The organism is Bifidobacterium sp. LH_416 (assembly GCF_056357055.1).
This window is the reverse complement of the sequence record NZ_JBKEVJ010000007.1, coordinates 18,985-36,276: the sequence shown is the minus strand read 5'-3', so window position 1 is coordinate 36,276 and position 17,292 is coordinate 18,985. Positions and strand designations below refer to the sequence as shown.

The 17,292-nt window shown below is 56.4% G+C and carries 12 protein-coding genes; 11 read left to right on the top strand and 1 reads right to left on the bottom strand.

Annotated features, from left to right (window positions below; translation table 11 throughout):
• Positions 1-220 precede the first annotated feature (220 nt).
• The 9 genes from AC1AY0_RS11225 (at position 221) to AC1AY0_RS11185 (ending at position 9,509) form a co-directional block, all read left to right on the top strand.
• Positions 221-1,018, top strand: coding sequence for an ABC transporter ATP-binding protein (locus AC1AY0_RS11225; protein ID WP_476526467.1), 798 nt, complete (start codon positions 221-223; stop codon positions 1,016-1,018).
• A 307-nt stretch (positions 1,019-1,325) separates the two neighbouring features.
• Positions 1,326-1,652 carry a GntR family transcriptional regulator gene (locus AC1AY0_RS11220; protein ID WP_476526442.1) on the top strand — a complete coding sequence of 109 codons (327 nt, stop codon included), beginning with the start codon at positions 1,326-1,328 and terminating at the stop codon, positions 1,650-1,652.
• Positions 1,649-2,599, top strand: coding sequence for an ATP-binding cassette domain-containing protein (locus AC1AY0_RS11215; protein WP_476526440.1), 951 nt, complete (start codon positions 1,649-1,651; stop codon positions 2,597-2,599). Before AC1AY0_RS11220 ends, AC1AY0_RS11215 begins: the two co-directional genes overlap by 4 nt.
• 4 nt (positions 2,600-2,603) lie before the next feature.
• Positions 2,604-3,527 (top strand): hypothetical protein, encoded by a 924-nt coding sequence (locus AC1AY0_RS11210; RefSeq protein WP_476526439.1) that lies wholly within the window; start codon positions 2,604-2,606, stop codon positions 3,525-3,527.
• 400 nt (positions 3,528-3,927) lie between these two features.
• Positions 3,928-4,950: a pyridoxal-phosphate dependent enzyme gene (locus AC1AY0_RS11205; RefSeq protein WP_476524375.1), complete on the top strand. Its 1,023-nt coding sequence runs from the start codon at positions 3,928-3,930 to the stop codon at positions 4,948-4,950.
• Positions 4,951-5,048: 98 nt separating this feature from the next.
• Positions 5,049-6,233, top strand: coding sequence for a cystathionine gamma-synthase (locus AC1AY0_RS11200; protein WP_476524377.1), 1,185 nt, complete (start codon positions 5,049-5,051; stop codon positions 6,231-6,233).
• A gap of 60 nt (positions 6,234-6,293) precedes the next feature.
• Entirely contained in the window at positions 6,294-8,234 is a 1,941-nt protein-coding gene (recQ, locus tag AC1AY0_RS11195; RefSeq protein WP_476524379.1) for a DNA helicase RecQ, read from the top strand.
• A gap of 100 nt (positions 8,235-8,334) precedes the next feature.
• Complete coding sequence (locus tag AC1AY0_RS11190; protein WP_476524381.1) at positions 8,335-8,829, top strand: S-ribosylhomocysteine lyase; 495 nt, start codon at positions 8,335-8,337, stop codon at positions 8,827-8,829.
• 137 nt (positions 8,830-8,966) lie between these two features.
• Entirely contained in the window at positions 8,967-9,509 is a 543-nt protein-coding gene (locus AC1AY0_RS11185; RefSeq protein ID WP_476524383.1) for an N-acetyltransferase, read from the top strand.
• Positions 9,510-9,751: 242 nt separating this feature from the next.
• Here the strand turns inward: AC1AY0_RS11185 and AC1AY0_RS11180 are convergent, their stop codons facing one another.
• A complete protein-coding gene (locus tag AC1AY0_RS11180) occupies positions 9,752-11,206 on the bottom strand; it encodes an APC family permease (protein WP_476524384.1) in 1,455 nt (484 codons plus the stop codon).
• 316 nt (positions 11,207-11,522) lie between these two features.
• Between AC1AY0_RS11180 and alr the strand changes: the two genes are divergently transcribed.
• Together alr and AC1AY0_RS11170 are read left to right on the top strand one after the other, a co-directional pair.
• Positions 11,523-12,881: an alanine racemase gene (alr, locus tag AC1AY0_RS11175; protein WP_476526437.1), complete on the top strand. Its 1,359-nt coding sequence runs from the start codon at positions 11,523-11,525 to the stop codon at positions 12,879-12,881.
• Between the two features lie 512 nt (positions 12,882-13,393).
• On the top strand, positions 13,394-17,203 hold the full coding sequence (locus AC1AY0_RS11170) for a fibro-slime domain-containing protein (RefSeq protein WP_476526435.1): 3,810 nt from the start codon (positions 13,394-13,396) through the stop codon (positions 17,201-17,203).
• Positions 17,204-17,292 lie beyond the last annotated feature (89 nt).

Genomic DNA, 17,292 nt, shown 5'->3' with positions numbered 1-17,292 from the left:
GACTTCATCGTTAAGTGAGAAGTCCAGTGGACTTCTCATAGATGAAGTGCGAGACGATAGTCGAGCCAATAATACGCAGATGAAATCTGTCCATAATTGCGGGTCGGCTGTCAGCCGCAGGCTGACTGGGGGAGAGACAACACCAACTCGGTATCAAACCTTCCAATCAGCCCCATTGCTCTCCGCCCGCAACATCAACGCATCCTTCACCGACCGCAATATGCACCACGGCCTATTCGACTTCGCCAAGTCACCCCGCCGCCAAGTACTGTTCGACGTTTCCGCCGAAGTGCACGCAGGGGAGTGCCTGGCCGTCATTGGCGCTTCCGGTTCCGGTAAAACCACGCTGACTCGCATCATGCTCGGACTGGCCGCCGCCGATTCGGGTACCATCGAATACCGCGGAGCCGAGGTCCATCACGGCTCAGAAGGCATGCACACGCTGCGCGCCGAATCCTCCATCGTCTTCCAGGACCCGTTCTCCTCCCTCGATCCACGCTGGACCGTGGAACGTTCAGTTTCGGAACCATTGTGGCTGCGCCGCCGCGCGCTCGGTTTCGCAGCGGATGAAGTAGCAGGCAAAACCGCGCAAGCACTGGCCCGAGTAGGCCTTGATCCGCGCGAGTTCCTCGGCCGATACCCTTGTGATTTGTCAGGTGGCCAGGCGCAGCGCGTGGCCATTGCCCGCGCCATAGTCAACGAACCGCGCCTGATTCTGGCAGACGAGCCGATGAGTGCCATCGATGTAGCCGCACGCGTACAGATTCTCGAAACATTCCAGTCAATTCTTTCCGGAGCGGGTTCACACACCGTCGACCAGGCCGCAGGACACGCCGGACAGCCCATCAAACCCGCCATCATCATGGTTTCCCACGATTTAGGCGTGGTCCAGCACATCGCCGACCGCATTCTCGTGCTGCAGGAAGGCCGTGTAGTGGAATCCGGCCCAACCGAAGCCGTGCTCAACCATCCCCAGTCCAGCTACACCCGCCAGCTCATCGCCGCCGCCTCGCTGTAGTCAGTAATGTTCCTTGTATCGGCGGCAGTACGGGCATGATTCATGCCCACCCCAGCCAGCCGCCAAGCTTAATTGAGCATGATTGCGCCCTGCGAAGCCCGATGAGGCGAAGCTTGCCGGCATCCAGTAATTCGTGACGTGCGTACTTGACGCGCTTGACGATTACCTATTTTGGTTCTATGGTTAGTTACATAAGTAACTAACCAATGAGGTGGTTCGTTGATCGCGGCTGTTCAACGCTGCATTCCAAGGGGGTGAACCGAAGTTGCACTTTGATGATTCCAGCGGTGAGCCATTATTCAGGCAAGTGGCTGATCAGCTGAACGATGCAATCGTTTTGGGGCTCTACAAGGAAGGTGACCAAGTGCCAAGTACCACTGAAATTTCGACTACGTACCGCATCAATCCCGCCACCGTGCTCAAAGGCATGAACCTATTGGTAGAGCGTGGGCTGCTGGAAAAGCGACGTGGACTCGGCATGTTCGTGGCATCTGGCGCGGTCGAACGGGCGCGAGCGGCCAAACGTGAAGAATTCCTTACTGAACAGTTGCCGCAATTCGTCGCCGAAGCGCGGCGCCTGGGATTTGGCTCCAAAGAACTTACCGAGCTGATTGAGAAGGGGTATGCATCATGAACACTGCTGAGGATGCAACCGCAGAGGCAAAGCTCACCATTACGGATTTGTGCAAACGCTATGGCTCAACCGTGGCGTTGCGCGGTGTGAATCTCACTCTGCAACCGGCGATCTACGGCCTATTCGGGCGTAATGGAGCAGGCAAATCCACGCTGATGGGCGTTATGGCCAATCGACTGCTACCGAGCTCCGGTTCCATTGAGCTCAACAGCGCAAGCGTATTCGAGAACGAGGCCGCGCAATCGCGCATCTATCTACTCAATGAAACCGTGCCTTTCATGCTTGGGGCTCGGCTCAGCACGATTTTCAAGCGGGAAGAACGCTATTATGGCGGTTTCGACTGGGCCTTCAGCGCTCGCATGCTTGCTGAATTCGGCATTATGCCGAGCTCCCTGTATGGGCAGCTTTCGCTCGGCCAGCGCATGATTGTGCGATTGGTGGCGGCTTTATGTGTTCCCGTAGATGTGCTGCTGCTTGACGAGCCTGTACTCGGTCTTGATGCAGCCAACCGCGAATTGTTTTACAAATTCCTGCTCGAAACATACAGTGAACGGCCTCGCATCATCGTGCTCTCCACCCACATCATCAGTGAGATCGCGCATGTGGTGGAGCGGGTGATCATTCTGGATCAAGGCAGAATCATCGATAACTTCGATGCCGAATCGGTTGGATCCAGAGCCACAGTGCTGATTGGCGAATCGGATCGTGTAGACGCCTTTATTGCAGGCAATCAACTGCAAACTATCGTTCGTGAAGAATTGGGCAGTCTGATTTCCGTGGTGGTTCGCGGGCGGATCAATACAGATGACTTACCTTCTGGCATATCTGCCAGCCGACTCGGCTTGCAGGAATACGTTATACGAGCCACTTCAATGCCGGATGCGCCACAAGCCGAAAATAATGCAAGCGGTAGCACGGCAACCCGGCAATTCCAGAAAGGTCAATGACATTATGATTGGCGAAACGCAAGGATTGAGCAGGCAGTTCTGCCTGACATTGCGACGCAGCCTCACCGTGTACGGTGTGGTGCTCGCGGTGGGATTGCTGTTGTTTGTGCCGTTGTGCTACCAGTCGGTGGTACTCGGATACACCGGTTCGAGCGCGATTGCGTATCCGGGAATCAACGATGTCGAGCGTTATATGCGCCCTATCTTGATGCTCACCGCAATGGCCTGGCAATGGTTCTTCTTTGACTCTGCCATTTGCCATGGGGTCTCGCGCAAGTCATACATGAAAGTATCCGCGATAAGCGCTCTAGTGGTGCCGTTGGTGCTATCGATACTCTATGCGATAGCGCGATTCACACTTATCGCAACAGGCACGGCCATATGCTACGAGAAGTCAGGTGGGTGCAGAGTATTCGGACCGTTCTACGCGCCCCTGTCTGATCAATTCATGTACTCGTGGGAACGAATCGATTGGTCATTGGGAGAGGCGCATTACTCGTCAGCGCTCGCAGCTGGACACCTATTCGTATCCTTGAAGTTCTTCTCATTGATGCTGTCTTATGTGGCTATCGGTGCATTGATTGGTGCTGTACTGGCTTGGGCGGCAAGCAAGGGAATCTGGGCTGTTGCTATCGGGATTGTAGCCATATGGTATGCGGGCCAGCAGTTGAGTTCCTCGCCGTCGATGCTGCTGTATGTGCCCAAAGTGCAAGTGGTGAGTTCGTTCTTCGAGCAGGGTTCTGCGCAGAACTGGTTGGTGCAAGCGATGTCTGGGCGCGTGGTCAGTTATCCAGCGGATAACGTGGAACTCGGCACTTATGTGGTGTGGATTCCGCTTGCCGAGTCGCTGATATTGTTTGCCCTCTGTATGTGGCTTACATGGATGCTTACCAAATGGCGTGAAATTCACCCCGCTCGTCAGCGCTAGCTTCCGCTATGTGAACGCCCGCGACACGCAGTTGTCGCGGGCTGTGCTATGGTGTGAGGCATGCAGATTTTCTCATGTTGTTGTCGCTAACCGACGCCCCCGGGCGCACGGTCAGTGACGCATAACTTGAGAACGAGCATTCACATCGCAACAGGTTGGTTGCGAATCTTCCATGAATTTGAAACCGCGAAAAGTTGGCGCGGTGCAATGTAACGCATTGCAACAGTGGAATATCACAGAATCGCAGCAGAACTCTTTACGCGAGTGAAGGGGTGCGAATGCTCCACATCAATTCACTACTCACAGTCCGTTCGTCCGGGAACGTCGGTTCACGAAAACAACAGAACCAAATCATCGTTAACCAAACAACCCCTAATAACCCCGGACCAAAGGACTTCACATGACCATCCACAACAGCCTCGCGGAACTTATCGGCAACACCCCGCTTGTCAAGCTCAACCACATTCCGCAAGCAGCCGGCGTTAAAGCCACCATCGCAGTCAAAGTTGAATACTTCAACCCGGGCGGCTCCTCCAAGGATCGCATCGCCGAACGCATCATCGACGCAGCCGAGCGCTCCGGCCAGTTGAAGCCCGGTGGCGTCATCGTAGAACCCACCTCCGGCAACACTGGCGTCGGCCTGGCTCTCGTAGCCCAGCAGCGCGGCTACCGCACCATCTTCACCTTGCCGGACAAGGTTTCCGAATCCAAGCGTGCGGTACTACGAGCCTACGGTGCTGAAGTCATCGTGACGCCAACCGACGCCGGCCCGGATGATCCGCGCTCCTACTACCAAGTGGCCGAACGCCTCGCCAATGAGATTCCGGGAGGCTTCCGCCCGAACCAGTACGACAACCCGAACGGTCCGGAAAGCCACTATTACACCACCGGCCCGGAAATCTGGGAGGCCACGGATCACAAGATCACGCATTTCGTGGCGGGCATCGGCACTGGTGGCACCATCTCCGGTACTGGCCGCTACCTCAAGGAAGCTTCGAATGGTGCGGTGAAGGTGATTGGCTCCGACCCGGAGGGCTCCATCTACTCCGCTGATTCGCTCGCAGACGTGCACCAGTACGACATCGAAGGCGTGGGCGAGGACTTCTACCCGAAGGCATTCGACCGCAACATCACCGATGACATTGTCAAGATTGGTGACGCCGAAGCCTTCGAAATGACCCGTCGCTTGGCCGGCGAAGAGGCGCTGCTCGTAGGCGGCTCCTCCGGCATGGCCGTGGCCAGCGCCATCAAGTACGCGCTCGCCAATGATTTGGACGAAAACCAGCTTGTCGTAGTGCTCGCGCCGGATTCCGGCCGCAGCTACATGGAGAAGATCTTCAACGACGACTGGATGCGCGCCAACGGCTACGGCGACGTGGTAGACCGCACCACCAAGCCCTCCCTCGCCGAGCAGTATCTGTAAATAACCCGATATCAAAAACACCAATACCAACACACGCCGCGTATGCCGGCAGCTGCCGTACTCTCGAAGGCAGCACACTGGAAAGGAATGCAATCATCATGTCCGCTGAATACAATGCCAAGTTCGCCCAGAACGCTCTCGCCACCCGCGCCATCCACGCCGGCCAGGAGCCGGACCCCACCACCGGCGCTGTGGTGACGCCAATCTACGCCACCTCCACCTTCAAGCAGGACGGTGTGCTGGGCCTGCGCGGCGGCCATGACTACTCCCGCTCCATCAACCCCACGCGCACCAGTTTCGACGAACAGTTGGCTTCCGTGGAAGGCGCCAAGTACGCGCTAAGCTTCTCCTCCGGCCTGGCCGCCATCGACGTGCTGCTGCGCTCCACCATCAAGCCGGGCGACAACATTCTCCTCGGCAACGACGTGTACGGCGGTACCTACCGTCTGCTCTCCAAGGTATTCGTGCCGTGGGGCGTGGGCCTCGACGTGGTAGACATCACCGACCTCGCCGCCGTGGAAGCCGCACTCTCTTCCAAGCATTACGAGTACGTGTGGGTTGAAACCCCGTCCAACCCGCTGCTGAACATTACCGATATTGCCGCCACCGCCGAAGTGGCGCACAAGTACGGCACCAAGGTTGCCGTGGACAACACCTTCGCATCTCCGGCCCTGCAGCACCCGCTGGCCGATGGCGCTGACGTGGTGGTTTACTCCACCACCAAGTACATTGGCGGCCACTCCGACGTGGTTGGCGGCGCCGTGGTGCTGAACGACGAGGAAACCCGCGAAAAGGTGGCATTCCTGCAGAACGCCGCAGGTGCCGTGCCTTCCCCGTTCGACTCCTGGCTGGACATTCGCGGCCTGAAGACCCTGGATCTGCGCGTTAAGCGTCACAGCGCGAACGCACTGAAGGTGGCCGAATGGCTGGAATCCCAGCCGGCCGACGTGATTGAACGCGTCTGGTACCCGGGCCTCGAATCCCACCCGGGCCATGAGATTGCCGCCCGCCAGATGCACGGCGGCTTCGGCGGCATCGTCTCCGTGCAGCTCGCCGCAGGCGCTGAGGCCGCGAAGCGCTTCGTGGATCACACGCAGATCTTCACTCTGGCTGAATCCTTGGGTGGCGTGGAAAGCCTGATCGAGGTTCCTGCCGCCATGACGCACGCCTCCGTTGCCGGCACCACTCTGCAGGTGCCTGCCAACCTGGTGCGCATCTCCGTGGGCATCGAAAACGCCGACGACCTCATCGCCGACCTGAAGCAGGCCCTCGAGCGCCTGTAATACAACGCGCATCGGGCCGGCTGTAATGCGCTATGCTGCAATGCGCTATGGTTGGGAACCATGACGGCACAGGATGCGGCGCTGGCAGCGCTCAAACAGTATTACGGCTACGATTCATTCCGCCCCGGCCAGCAGGGTATTGTTGAAGCCCTGCTTGCCGGGCGGGATGTTCTGGGCGTTATGCCCACGGGCGCTGGCAAATCCGTGTGCTACCAGATTCCCGCCATCCTTCTGTCCGGCGTAACGATCGTCATCTCCCCACTGATTTCCCTAATGCGCGATCAAGTAGACGCGCTCAATGATGTCGGTATGCCAGCCGCATTCGTAAACACCACGCAAGACGTGGATGAGCAAGCTATGGTGCTCGCTCAGGCTGCAGCCGGCCAAATCAAACTCCTCTATGTGGCTCCGGAACGCTTGGAAACTAGCCGATTCCGAGATTTTGCCGCCCGCACGCCAATCTCCTTGATTGCTGTGGATGAGGCTCACTGCGTTTCCCAATGGGGTCAGGATTTCCGCGCCTCCTACCTCGGCATTGGCGAGTTCATTGCCGGCCTGCCACACCGCCCGTCCTTGGGCGCGTTCACCGCGACTGCCACGGAAGAAGTACGCAGGGATATCGTCAATCTGCTGGGCCTCAACAATCCCGCGGTCACCGTCACCGGATTCGACCGGCCGAACCTCTACTTCGACATAGTGAAGCTCGAAACCAAATACAAGGCTGCATGGGTGGCAAGCTATTTGGCTGAGCATAAGGGTGAATCCGGCATTATTTATTGCGCCAAGCGCAAAACCACGGAAGAGCTCGCAGCCACGCTGAACGATATGGGTCACGAAGCAGTGGCCTACCACGGTGGCATGCCTTCGGACGTGCGAGAAAAAGCGCAACGCGATTTCATCACCGACAAGGTGCCAGTAGTAGTGGCCACTAGCGCATTCGGCATGGGCATTGACAAGCCGGACGTGCGCTTCGTAATCCACTACAACATGCCTGAATCCATCGAAGCCTACTACCAGGAGGCCGGCCGCGCTGGCCGAGACGGTGAGCCGAGCCGCTGCACGCTGCTATGGAATGAGTCGGATATTGTGACCCGCCGCCTCCTCATGGATAGCGATTATGAGAATGCGCGCATGAGCCCTGAATGGCAGGAGACCGCGCGCCAGTCCAAGCGCAAGCGCCTGAACGGCATGATTGGTTACTGCCGCACTACGGACTGCTTGCATCGCTATATGACTCGGTATTTCGGCCAGGATTATGTCGCAGTCAGCGCGAATGGTGAGAACGGCACCAATGGTTCAAGCACGGCTGGCAAGTGCGGTGCCTGCTCAAACTGTGAAAGCACGTTCGCGACCACTGATGTGACTCATGTGGCCCGTGCCATCAGCCGATGCGTGCACGATGTGAATCAGCGGGTCGGCTCCGGCAAGATTGTCAAGATTCTGCACGGTTCTCAGGCTCAGGATTTGGCTTGGCTGAACCCGGAACAGCTGCCCACGTTCGGCATGCTCAAAGATGTGAACACTGCGCTGATTCGCGATGTGCTCAATCAAATGGCGAGCGATGGGCATTTATCTATTGCTGAAGGGCGATTGCCGATTGTGCAATTCGGTGACCGCGCTGCTGAAACGATTGCGCCTGATTTTCATTACGAGATTAAACAGGTGCAGCGCAAGCCGGCTGGTCGTGTGGCTAGTACGGCTAGGGGAGTGGCCGGTGAGAATGTGCCCAATGCGTCGGGTAGCGCGCTTGGTTCGTATACTCCTGATGATGATGCCGAGGCTCTGTTCCAAAAGCTACGCGAACTACGCCGCACAATTGCGCAAGAGATCGGCAAGCCGCCCTACATTGTGTTCTCGGACAAGACACTGCGTGATATGGCTGCGATCAGGCCGGTTACCAACGCACAGTTCCTAGCCGTCAATGGCGTAGGCGAACACAAGCTAGAACTCTACGGCAAGAGATTCATGGAAGTCGTAGCCGCGTTTAACGCGGGCAAATAAACCCCAATAAAAATCTCATATAGCTTTTGCACACCCGCACGCTCGCATTCATGACTACGATAGAAACCGGTAAATATGCAAAAACGTAGGAGGGTGAATCATGGCAGACGAACAAGCCGAAAAGCCGGTTGTTGAATCATTCCAGCTCGATCACACGAAGGTCAAGGCGCCGTACGTGCGTTACATTGATACTGAAAAGGGGCCGCATGGCGACGTAATCTCCAACTACGATTTGCGCCTGACCCAGCCGAACAAGCAGGCTATTCCGACTGGCGGCCTGCACACTATTGAACACACGATCGCTGTGCTGCTGCGCGAACGCATTCCGGGCTACATTGACTGCTCTCCGTTCGGCTGCCGCACCGGCTTCCACCTGCTGACCTGGGGCGAGCATTCCACTGAGGATGTGGCCAAGGCGCTGAAGGAATCATTGGAATTCATTGCCTACAAGGCAACGTGGGATGATGTTCCCGCCACCACCGAGAAGAGCTGCGGCAACTACCGTGACCACAGCCTGTTCACCGCAAAGGAATGGTGCAAGCAAATCCTCGAAGAAGGCATCAGCTCCGACCCCTTCGAACGCAAAGTCGTCTGACTCCCCGTACCCTTGGCTCCCGCAACACCCCGTCCACGCTATGACGCGGACGGGGTTTCTTATGCTTGCGGCATGATAGGTTTACCGTCAGTTCATGTACGTCATGTGCAAAGTCCACTGCGAGGGAAGAGGTAAAGGTGACTCAGGCGAACTCCGCAACTAAGGCGACGGGCCGCCGATTCCGCCATGCCACTATGCATGATTTGCCGCAAATGCAGAAGATTTACGCGCATGCTCGCGCTCTGATGGCTGCGAATGGTAATCCAACGCAGTGGGGTACTGAATTTCCGCGCGAATCTGTGATTATTGATGATATTGCGAATCAGCGCACGATGCTGTTAGTGGATATGCATAATGGTCGCGAGCGGATTCTGGCTCAGTTTGCACTCTGCCCGGGCAAGGATCCTACGTATGCTTCTATTGATGGCGCCTGGCTTGACAATGATACGTATGTGACGATTCATCGTATCGCTTCGTCTGGTTTGGTACGTCATGCTGCGCGCGACTGCATTACGTGGGCATTAAAACACTATGGCAATGTTCGCGCTGACACGCATCCCAACAACAAGGCGATGCAGCACGTGCTAGAAACCGCCGGTTTCGCCCGCTGCGGCCTCATCCAACTCCTAGATCGCCCCACCGACACGACGCGCATCGCCTACCAGCGTCACGAGTGGTAACCGCCACCCCCTGGCTCCCTTCCTTACCCACCCTCGGCTCCCCTTGTCAGGGGAGCTGTCAGCGAAGCTGACTGAGGGGTAGTCTGCAACAGATGAATCCGGCAAAGGTCCTTGCCTTTGCTACTACCCCTCAGACCCGCTTCGCGGGCCAGCTCCCCTGACAAGGGGAGCCAAGAAAGACGCAAAGAGGGGTGACTTCATTTGAAGTCACCCCTCTACAACTAATTCCTCAGGCCAACCGATCAGGCCTCAGCCTTCGTGGCCTCAACCTCAGCCTTGCCGGCCGCTCCAAGCTTGGAGCGCTTGCGGCTGTAGCCGAAGTACACGATCAGGCCCAGGCCGAACCAGATGGCGAATCGCACCCAGGTCTCCCAGTTCAGGCCTGCAATCAGGATGAAGCAGAACACGATGGAGATGATCGGCGTAATCGGCACGAGCGGTGCCTTGAAGCCGCGGTGTGCGTCCGGCTGCGTCTTGCGCATCCACAGAATACCTGCGGACACGATAATGAATGCGGACAGCGTACCGATGTTCACCAGCTCGAACAGCACGTTGATGTTAATGAAGCCACCGGCGATTGCGGTCAGAATGCCGAAGAACCAGGTGCCCTTGAACGGGGTGCGGTACTTTTCGTGCACGTGGCCGAAGAACTCCGGGAACAGGCCGTCGCGGCTCATGGCGTAGCAGATACGGGACTGGCCGTACAGCTGCACGAGCATCACGGTGGTCATACCAATCAGAGCACCGAGGTTCACGATTACGGCCAGCCAGTTCAATCCGGTGGCCAGAATCACGCCGGCAACAGGGGCGTCGATGAAGTTGGCGAACTCCTTGTACGGCACCACGCCGGTCATGATAAGCGTCATCACGATGTACAGCACGGTGGAAATGGCCAGGGAGAGCAGGATGCCGCGCGGCAGCGTCTTGTTCGGGTTCACGGTTTCCTCAGCGGAGGAGGAGACGGCGTCGAAGCCGATGAAGCTGAAGAACACAATCGAAGCGGCGGGCACGATGCCGTAAGGCTGCGTGGAGCCGGGCTGGAAGGTGTAGATGCCGTACGGGGAGAACGGGTGCCAGTTGGCCGGGTTCACGAACCACACGGTGCAGACGATGAACAGCACAATAATAATGAGCTTGATCATCACCATAATGTCGTTGGTGCGCTTGGTCTGGTTAATGCCGATGGACAGCACCCAGGTGATCAGCAGCACGATCACGAAGCCGGGCAGGTTGAAATACGTGGTAACGCCCGGAGTGGTGCCGTATGCGGCGGTCAACTCCACGGGCAGGTGCAGTCCGAAACCTTCAAGCAGCTTGTTGAAGTATCCGGACCAGCCGGCGGACACGGTGGCCGCCTGCAAAGCGTATTCCAAAATAAGATCCCAGCCAATAATGAAGGCGATCAGTTCGCCGAACGCCAGATAGGCATAGGAGTAGGCGGAGCCGGAAACCGGCGCCATGGAAGCGAATTCGGCGTAGCACAGGCCTGCGAAACCGCAGCAGATGGCGGCGAGCAGGAACGAGACGGACAGTGCTGGGCCTGCGGTAAGTGCACCTTTACCGGTCAACACGAAGATACCGGTACCGATGATCGCGCCGATGCCGAGCATCGTCAGATCGAAGGTGTGCATTGTGCGCTTTAGAGGAGTGGATTCAGATACCAGCTGATCCACGCTTTTCTTGCGGAAGAGATCCATGTTCTTCTCTCATGAACTTGGTTTATGGGGCTAAACCGGACGGATTTCCGGGATCCCGGCACGCCTCAACGCCGGGAATCAACAACGGTTCGCGTAATCGTATGCCATATACGTATGCCATATATTCGTGATATTCGTATAGTCATGCGGAGAACCGTATAGTTTGGTTAGTCTACGCCGCACGCGCGGACAACTATGTTTCGGTTCCGCGATAAGGGCCGTTTATGTGTAACTTTTGGGTTACTTTTCGTTCAAAGTTCGCTGGAATGTGGCTGAAGCGCCCACACGTCACATTGTCGCGCAAGAATAGGGACTCATGAGCATGAATGCAGCACCTGAAATTGATTTTTCCGGCGAGCAGGGCAAGGCCAATTATGCGGCCGCCCGTCGCCAATACCCCGCACAGGCCATTGTGGATTTGAAGGCTTTGCGAGACAACATGGCCCACTTGGTTTCCGTGGTTGGCGGTCCGAATTCCGGCACTGCGGTAATGGGTGTGGTGAAGGCGGACGCGTATGGCCATGGTCTGCTGCCGGCCGCGCTGGCTGCGCTCGCCGGTGGTGCGACTTGGCTAGGCACTGCGCAATCGCATGAGGCACTGCTGCTGCGCAAGCTTGGCATTGGCCCTGACCGCTGCCATATTTTGACTTGGGTATATAACGGTACGGAAGTTCCGTTTGATGAGTTGATTGCCGCGGATATTGATGTGTCTGTTGGCTCGCTGCCTGGTATTGATGCTGTGGCTGCGGCTGCACGCAAGCTTGGTAAGCCTGCCCGCGTGCATGTGAAGGTTGATTCTGGCTTTGGCCGTAATGGTTTTACTCCGGCTGGTTTTGACGCGGCGCTCGCTAAGCTGGTTCCGCTTGCCAAGGAGGGTGTGATTCAGATTATTGGCCAGTGGAGTCACCTGGCTGTGGCTGATTCTCCTGATGTGCCTGAGTTTGTGGCGTCTACGGATCGTCAGATTGAAACGTTCAAGGATTTCACTCGCCGTATGGAGGCTGCTGGTATTGCGCCTGAGATTCGTCATTTGGCGAATACGGCTGCCACGTTGGACCGCCCGGAGATTCATTTTGAGCTGACTCGCCCGGGTATTGGTTTGTATGGGTATGAGCCTGACCCGGCTATGGGTACGCCGCGCGACTGGCATTTGACTCCGGCCATGCGCCTGCAGGCTCAGCTAGGCACGGTGAAGGACGTGGAAGCTGGCCATGGTATTTCGTATGGCCGCACGTATTTGACTCCGGATAATACGTCGACTGCGATTGTGCCGCTTGGTTATGCGGATGGTATTCATCGTTCGGCTTCCGGTTTTGATATGGAAGGTGCCAAGCATGTGGAGAAGGAGGGCGGCCCGGTGCGTGTGATGACCACGCAGGGTCCGCGTCTGCTGCGCGTGTGCGGCCGCGTGTGCATGGATCAGTTCATTGTGGACTTGCATGGTTCTGCTGCTGAACTTGGTGTGCATGAGGGCGATACGGTTGAACTGTTTGGCCCTGGCCGTGGTGAGGATTTCGCTGAGCCGACTGCTGATGATTGGGCTCGTGCTGCTGAAACTATCAGCTATGAGATTTTCACTTGCCTGCGCAATCGTATTCCGCGTCTCTATGAGCATGCTGCTGAAGTGCTGCCGCCTGAGGATTTGGATAAGCTCAACCCGGCTTCGCTGCTGTAGTCTGTAGAAGTAATTGAGCTCTCAGCTGAACTAGCGCCTGGACTGCTGCGCTAGTGCATTAGTGCAGCAGAGCAGGTGAACACAAGGTAAATTCACTCCTTTATATATAGGTATAACTCGCATACGAATGAGGTCTTCTGGCACTCCCAGAAGACCTCGTTGCGTTTTTAAGAATGACTTGATATAGTTACCCGGCGGTCATTGAAGACCTGGTGGCGTGCAGTGACGGCACGCCGGTGAAAGTTCCACATTTTGTGGTTAATTTCACGTAACCCCCTATGAGAGGGTGTATAGCAGAACCCTTTATACCGCAGGTGAAAGTGGGTATTAGGGGGGGGTAAATCGCATTGTTGAGTATTTTTCGGGGGCTGTAAACCGCGTTTTTTAGCCGTTACTATCCGTTTTGTATAAGGCCTCGGGGCAAGTTGTGCCGCCCGACGAAGGGGTAATGCTTCGGGGCTGGTGAGAACGAGAACGCTACGCATAAACATGCGGGAAGAGATGAGACGGCAATGCGAAAGATTGCGGATCTGCTGAACGCGGCGAAGAAGATGACGAGTACATCCGTCAATAAGGCGACGGCTGCGATTGTGGCGCTCGCCATGCTGGGCACGGTGGCTGGAGTAAGCGCCACCGCAATGGCACAAGATGAGAATGCCGCCGAAGCGCAAACCCAGACTGCACAAACCACAGACGCACAAGACGCGCAGAGCACCGACACCCAGGATGCTCAGGCTGATACTACCCAGGCTGACGCCTCCACGGCCCAGTCCGATGATTCAGCCGCCGCTGACGCCAACGCGTCAGGCGATACCGGCAGCACGGTCGCCGCAAACGATGGCGTTAGCGCTGCTGCCGCAAACGTCGGTACGGTTGCTGGTTCGACCCCGTCGAACACTACGATGGATTTGTTCGACTACTGGCTGACCGGTCAGAACGATCAAGATAATAACGATAATGTTGCCAATACTCTGAATCAGGGTATTAACGCCGGTCATGATTTGAAGTTCATGCGCAAGAGTTGGGGTACCGAGGGTGGTAATTCTGGCACCAGTCCGGCAACCAATCCTAGCTTGAACGCTTGGACCGGTAAGATTACCGACCGCCAAGGTGGCCCATTCACTGGAATCGTGGAAAACAATCTTGATGCTAATGGTTATCCGGTGCTGAAGGCAGGAAACCTGTATGAAGGACAGCAGACAGGTGAGGATGATGGTGGTCGTATTCGGACCAATACCAGTGCGCGTACGACGAGGCAGTCTCTGTCATATCTGTTCAACCCGACTGAGTGTGGTGCTGTAAGTGGCTGCGCTGCGTATACGGGTGTGAAGGGCCTGCTGCAGGATGACAATGGCATGTACTCGTACAACAGCCAGGACAACTTCGCCAGTTTCAATAAGGATACGAATTCGTTCACGTTGTATGACAAGGGTGCGGTCGGTGTCGATTCAACTGCAGTGGCTGATCAATCGACTGGTCAGTTCTTCCCGTTCAACGATGCTGATGACGTGTTCGACAGCAACGGCAACAGCGCGGTGAACTCGAACAGCCCGGTGCTGAAGCACTACTTTGGTCTGCACATGAAGTCAACGTTCACTCAGCCGGCGAATGGTACCGTGGACGGCCAGCCCATGGTGTTCAACTTCTCCGGTGATGATGATGTGTGGGTGTTCATCGACGGCAAGTTGGTCGGTGATGTCGGCGGTGTGCATGATCGTCTGACGCTGAGCATTAACTTCGAAAGCGGCGCAGTGCAGGTGAAGAACGGCGCTTCGTATGGTGACAGCAACCACGTGTTTACTTCTACCACCATTGGCGCGGCGCTTGGACTCAATTCCGGCACTCTTCCCTCCGGTACCGAGCACACACTCGACTTCTTCTACATGGAGCGCGGCAACGGCAACTCGAACATGATGCTCGAGACGAACCTTGTGTATCATCCGGCTAACGAAATGCTCAAGATCGATCAGGCCGGTAACCCGATCCCGGACGTGACGTTTAACCTGTATGAGGCTGATGCGGATGGCAAGAAGACCAACCAGACTCCGGTTGCTTCCGGCACGACTGATAATAATGGTTCCTTCACCTTCACGAACAGCGCTGACAGCACCAAGTTGCTGACGTTGACCGAATTGTATGCCGACGGTGCTCATCCGGATTATGTGTTGGAAGAGGCAAATACTCCCGATGGGTATCGTAAGCCCACGGCTATGCACATCAAACTGCAAGAGGACAAGAACGGTCATATCTACGCAACTTCGGCGAACAAGTTCGAGACCGGTGCTATTGCCACACCGCGTGTGCAGACGACCATCACGTCGCTCACCATCACTGGTGAGCGTGAGGGGCAGACTGTAAAGAACACGATTACGAATGCCATGCTGAACAGTGGCAAGATTGTTGCGGTGGCGATGCGCTTTAATTCCTCCCAGCAATGCCCAGACGGTAGCACTGGCGTGGACTGCTGGCAGGCAGTTGTCGGTGATGCCGAGAACGGCTGGCTGGAGAACGGCACCGGTTTTGATGGTGTACTTAAGGCGGCTCAACAGAACTATAAGAATCACGGCGAAAACTACAACGCGTTCGCCAAGAATGAGAACGGCCAGTGGTCCGCTGACATTCAGGATTTGCCGGGCGAGCTTGGTGAGTATTACTATGCTGCCGCCAATGATGCTGATGTCAACTACGCGATTGGCTACTTCTACATCCCGAACACAGTGCTTCAGAACGAGAACAGCACGGATACGTCCGGTATGTATCGTCTTGACAGCGTGAATTACGACCGCATGTACGCGAGCGTAATTCAGGTTCCGAACATCAAGAACGTGCTAGTCGTGCAGAAGACCGACGTGAACGGCAACCCGATTGAAGCTAATGATGGTGACAACACCACGGCGAATGATGTGAAAGCCACGTTCGAGCTGTATCAGGACAATAACGGCGTGCCGGCCGACACTCCGTACTCTACGAAGACCACTACGGATCAGAAGGTTGCTGATGGTCGCCTTGGATTAGCGGGTGCGGTGAGCTTCCCTGATAACAAGAGTGTCGAAGGTGGCAATGACACCGCGGTGCTCAAGAACGGTACGTATTGGGTGAAGGAATCTGGGGCTCCGAAGGGCTATAAGCTCAACGAGCACTGGACGAAGGTGATTGTGAGCGATTCCGGCGTGTACGCGGATGCCACCGCGTACACGAAGGTTACAGCCGATGATGGGACCATCAGCATGCAGCAGGTCGCTACCGGCACGAAGGACAACATCTCCGTGAACGTCGGCCTTGGCACGCTCGTGCGTACGATGACCCAGTGGGCCGGCGATGGCGGTGACGATCCGTTGCAGTACGTCACGGGCACGCTGAAGACGGGCACCGAGTCCAATGGTTCGATTTCGTGGAATGCTGCAAGTGATGACGATCAGCGTATCAAGTACGAGTACGGCTTTAACGGTGGTACTACGGATACGGACACGAGCGGCATCCCTCTGCTCAAGTACGGCTACTTCTCCGTTGGAGATCGTGGACAGGCGTTGAAGCCGCAGTCGCTCGCCAATACGACGTTCTCCGTGGATGACGGCTATGCCGATGTCACGGTGAAACCGACCAATCCGAGTGCAACTTACACCAATCTGGACGCCACTCCGTTGCTGACTGGTTCGACCATTATCCGTGTGGCCGATGAGAGCACTTCCGCACAGGTGGATCTGACGTTCTACAAGCAGGTTGCTGGTGCAAACTGGGCCGGTAAGACGGCCGATGATCAGGCGCAGAACTTCGCGTTCACGCTGAAGCGCACTGATGATAAGGCTGGCAAGGTCACCTATCCAAAGTCGGCAACCGGTGGCACGACTGTTGCAACCGAGCTGGCTAAGGGCGGTACCGTCGCAGCGTCGACCACGGGTGAAATCAAGCAGGGCGCAGACAGTAAGCAGCTTATTGGTGCCGAGGAGACAGGTGTTAAGTACGGTTCCAAGTCAACTAATACTTTGCCGCAGCTCACGTTCAATGCAGACGGTGAATACACGTTCACTTTGACTGAGAACTCGACGGGCAAGGTTGCTGGCTGGAAGTACGACGAGACTTCCCATGCGGTCAAGGTCACGGTTGAAGACTGCGCAACAGCTTGCACCTACACCGTTCAGTATGACGGTCAAACAGCTGCTCCAACCTTCACGAACTCCTATGTGGCTGTGTCTGCACTGCCACTCACTGGTGGCATGTCGGCTCGTAACTGGCTGATTATCGGCGGACTGGCGGTGATTGCCGCTGGAGTGATCGCGATGATCGTCAACGAGTATCGCAAGCGCAACAGCATGATGCTCTGACCCAATCTGCGGCTTCTGGCTCCCCTCCTCGAGGGGAGCTGACACCGCAGGTGACTGAGGGGAGCAGCACACGCGAGCCCCTCACACAA

Coding starts and splice junctions, on each gene's coding strand:
- AC1AY0_RS11225 (WP_476526467.1), top strand. CDS start 221: ATGCACCACGGCCTATTCGACTTCGCCAAGTCACCCCGCCGCCAAGTA.
- AC1AY0_RS11215 (WP_476526440.1), top strand. CDS start 1,649: ATGAACACTGCTGAGGATGCAACCGCAGAGGCAAAGCTCACCATTACG.
- AC1AY0_RS11210 (WP_476526439.1), top strand. CDS start 2,604: ATGATTGGCGAAACGCAAGGATTGAGCAGGCAGTTCTGCCTGACATTG.
- AC1AY0_RS11205 (WP_476524375.1), top strand. CDS start 3,928: ATGACCATCCACAACAGCCTCGCGGAACTTATCGGCAACACCCCGCTT.
- AC1AY0_RS11200 (WP_476524377.1), top strand. CDS start 5,049: ATGTCCGCTGAATACAATGCCAAGTTCGCCCAGAACGCTCTCGCCACC.
- recQ (WP_476524379.1), top strand. CDS start 6,294: ATGACGGCACAGGATGCGGCGCTGGCAGCGCTCAAACAGTATTACGGC.
- AC1AY0_RS11190 (WP_476524381.1), top strand. CDS start 8,335: ATGGCAGACGAACAAGCCGAAAAGCCGGTTGTTGAATCATTCCAGCTC.
- AC1AY0_RS11180 (WP_476524384.1), bottom strand. CDS start 11,206: ATGGATCTCTTCCGCAAGAAAAGCGTGGATCAGCTGGTATCTGAATCC.
- alr (WP_476526437.1), top strand. CDS start 11,523: ATGAGCATGAATGCAGCACCTGAAATTGATTTTTCCGGCGAGCAGGGC.
- AC1AY0_RS11170 (WP_476526435.1), top strand. CDS start 13,394: ATGCGAAAGATTGCGGATCTGCTGAACGCGGCGAAGAAGATGACGAGT.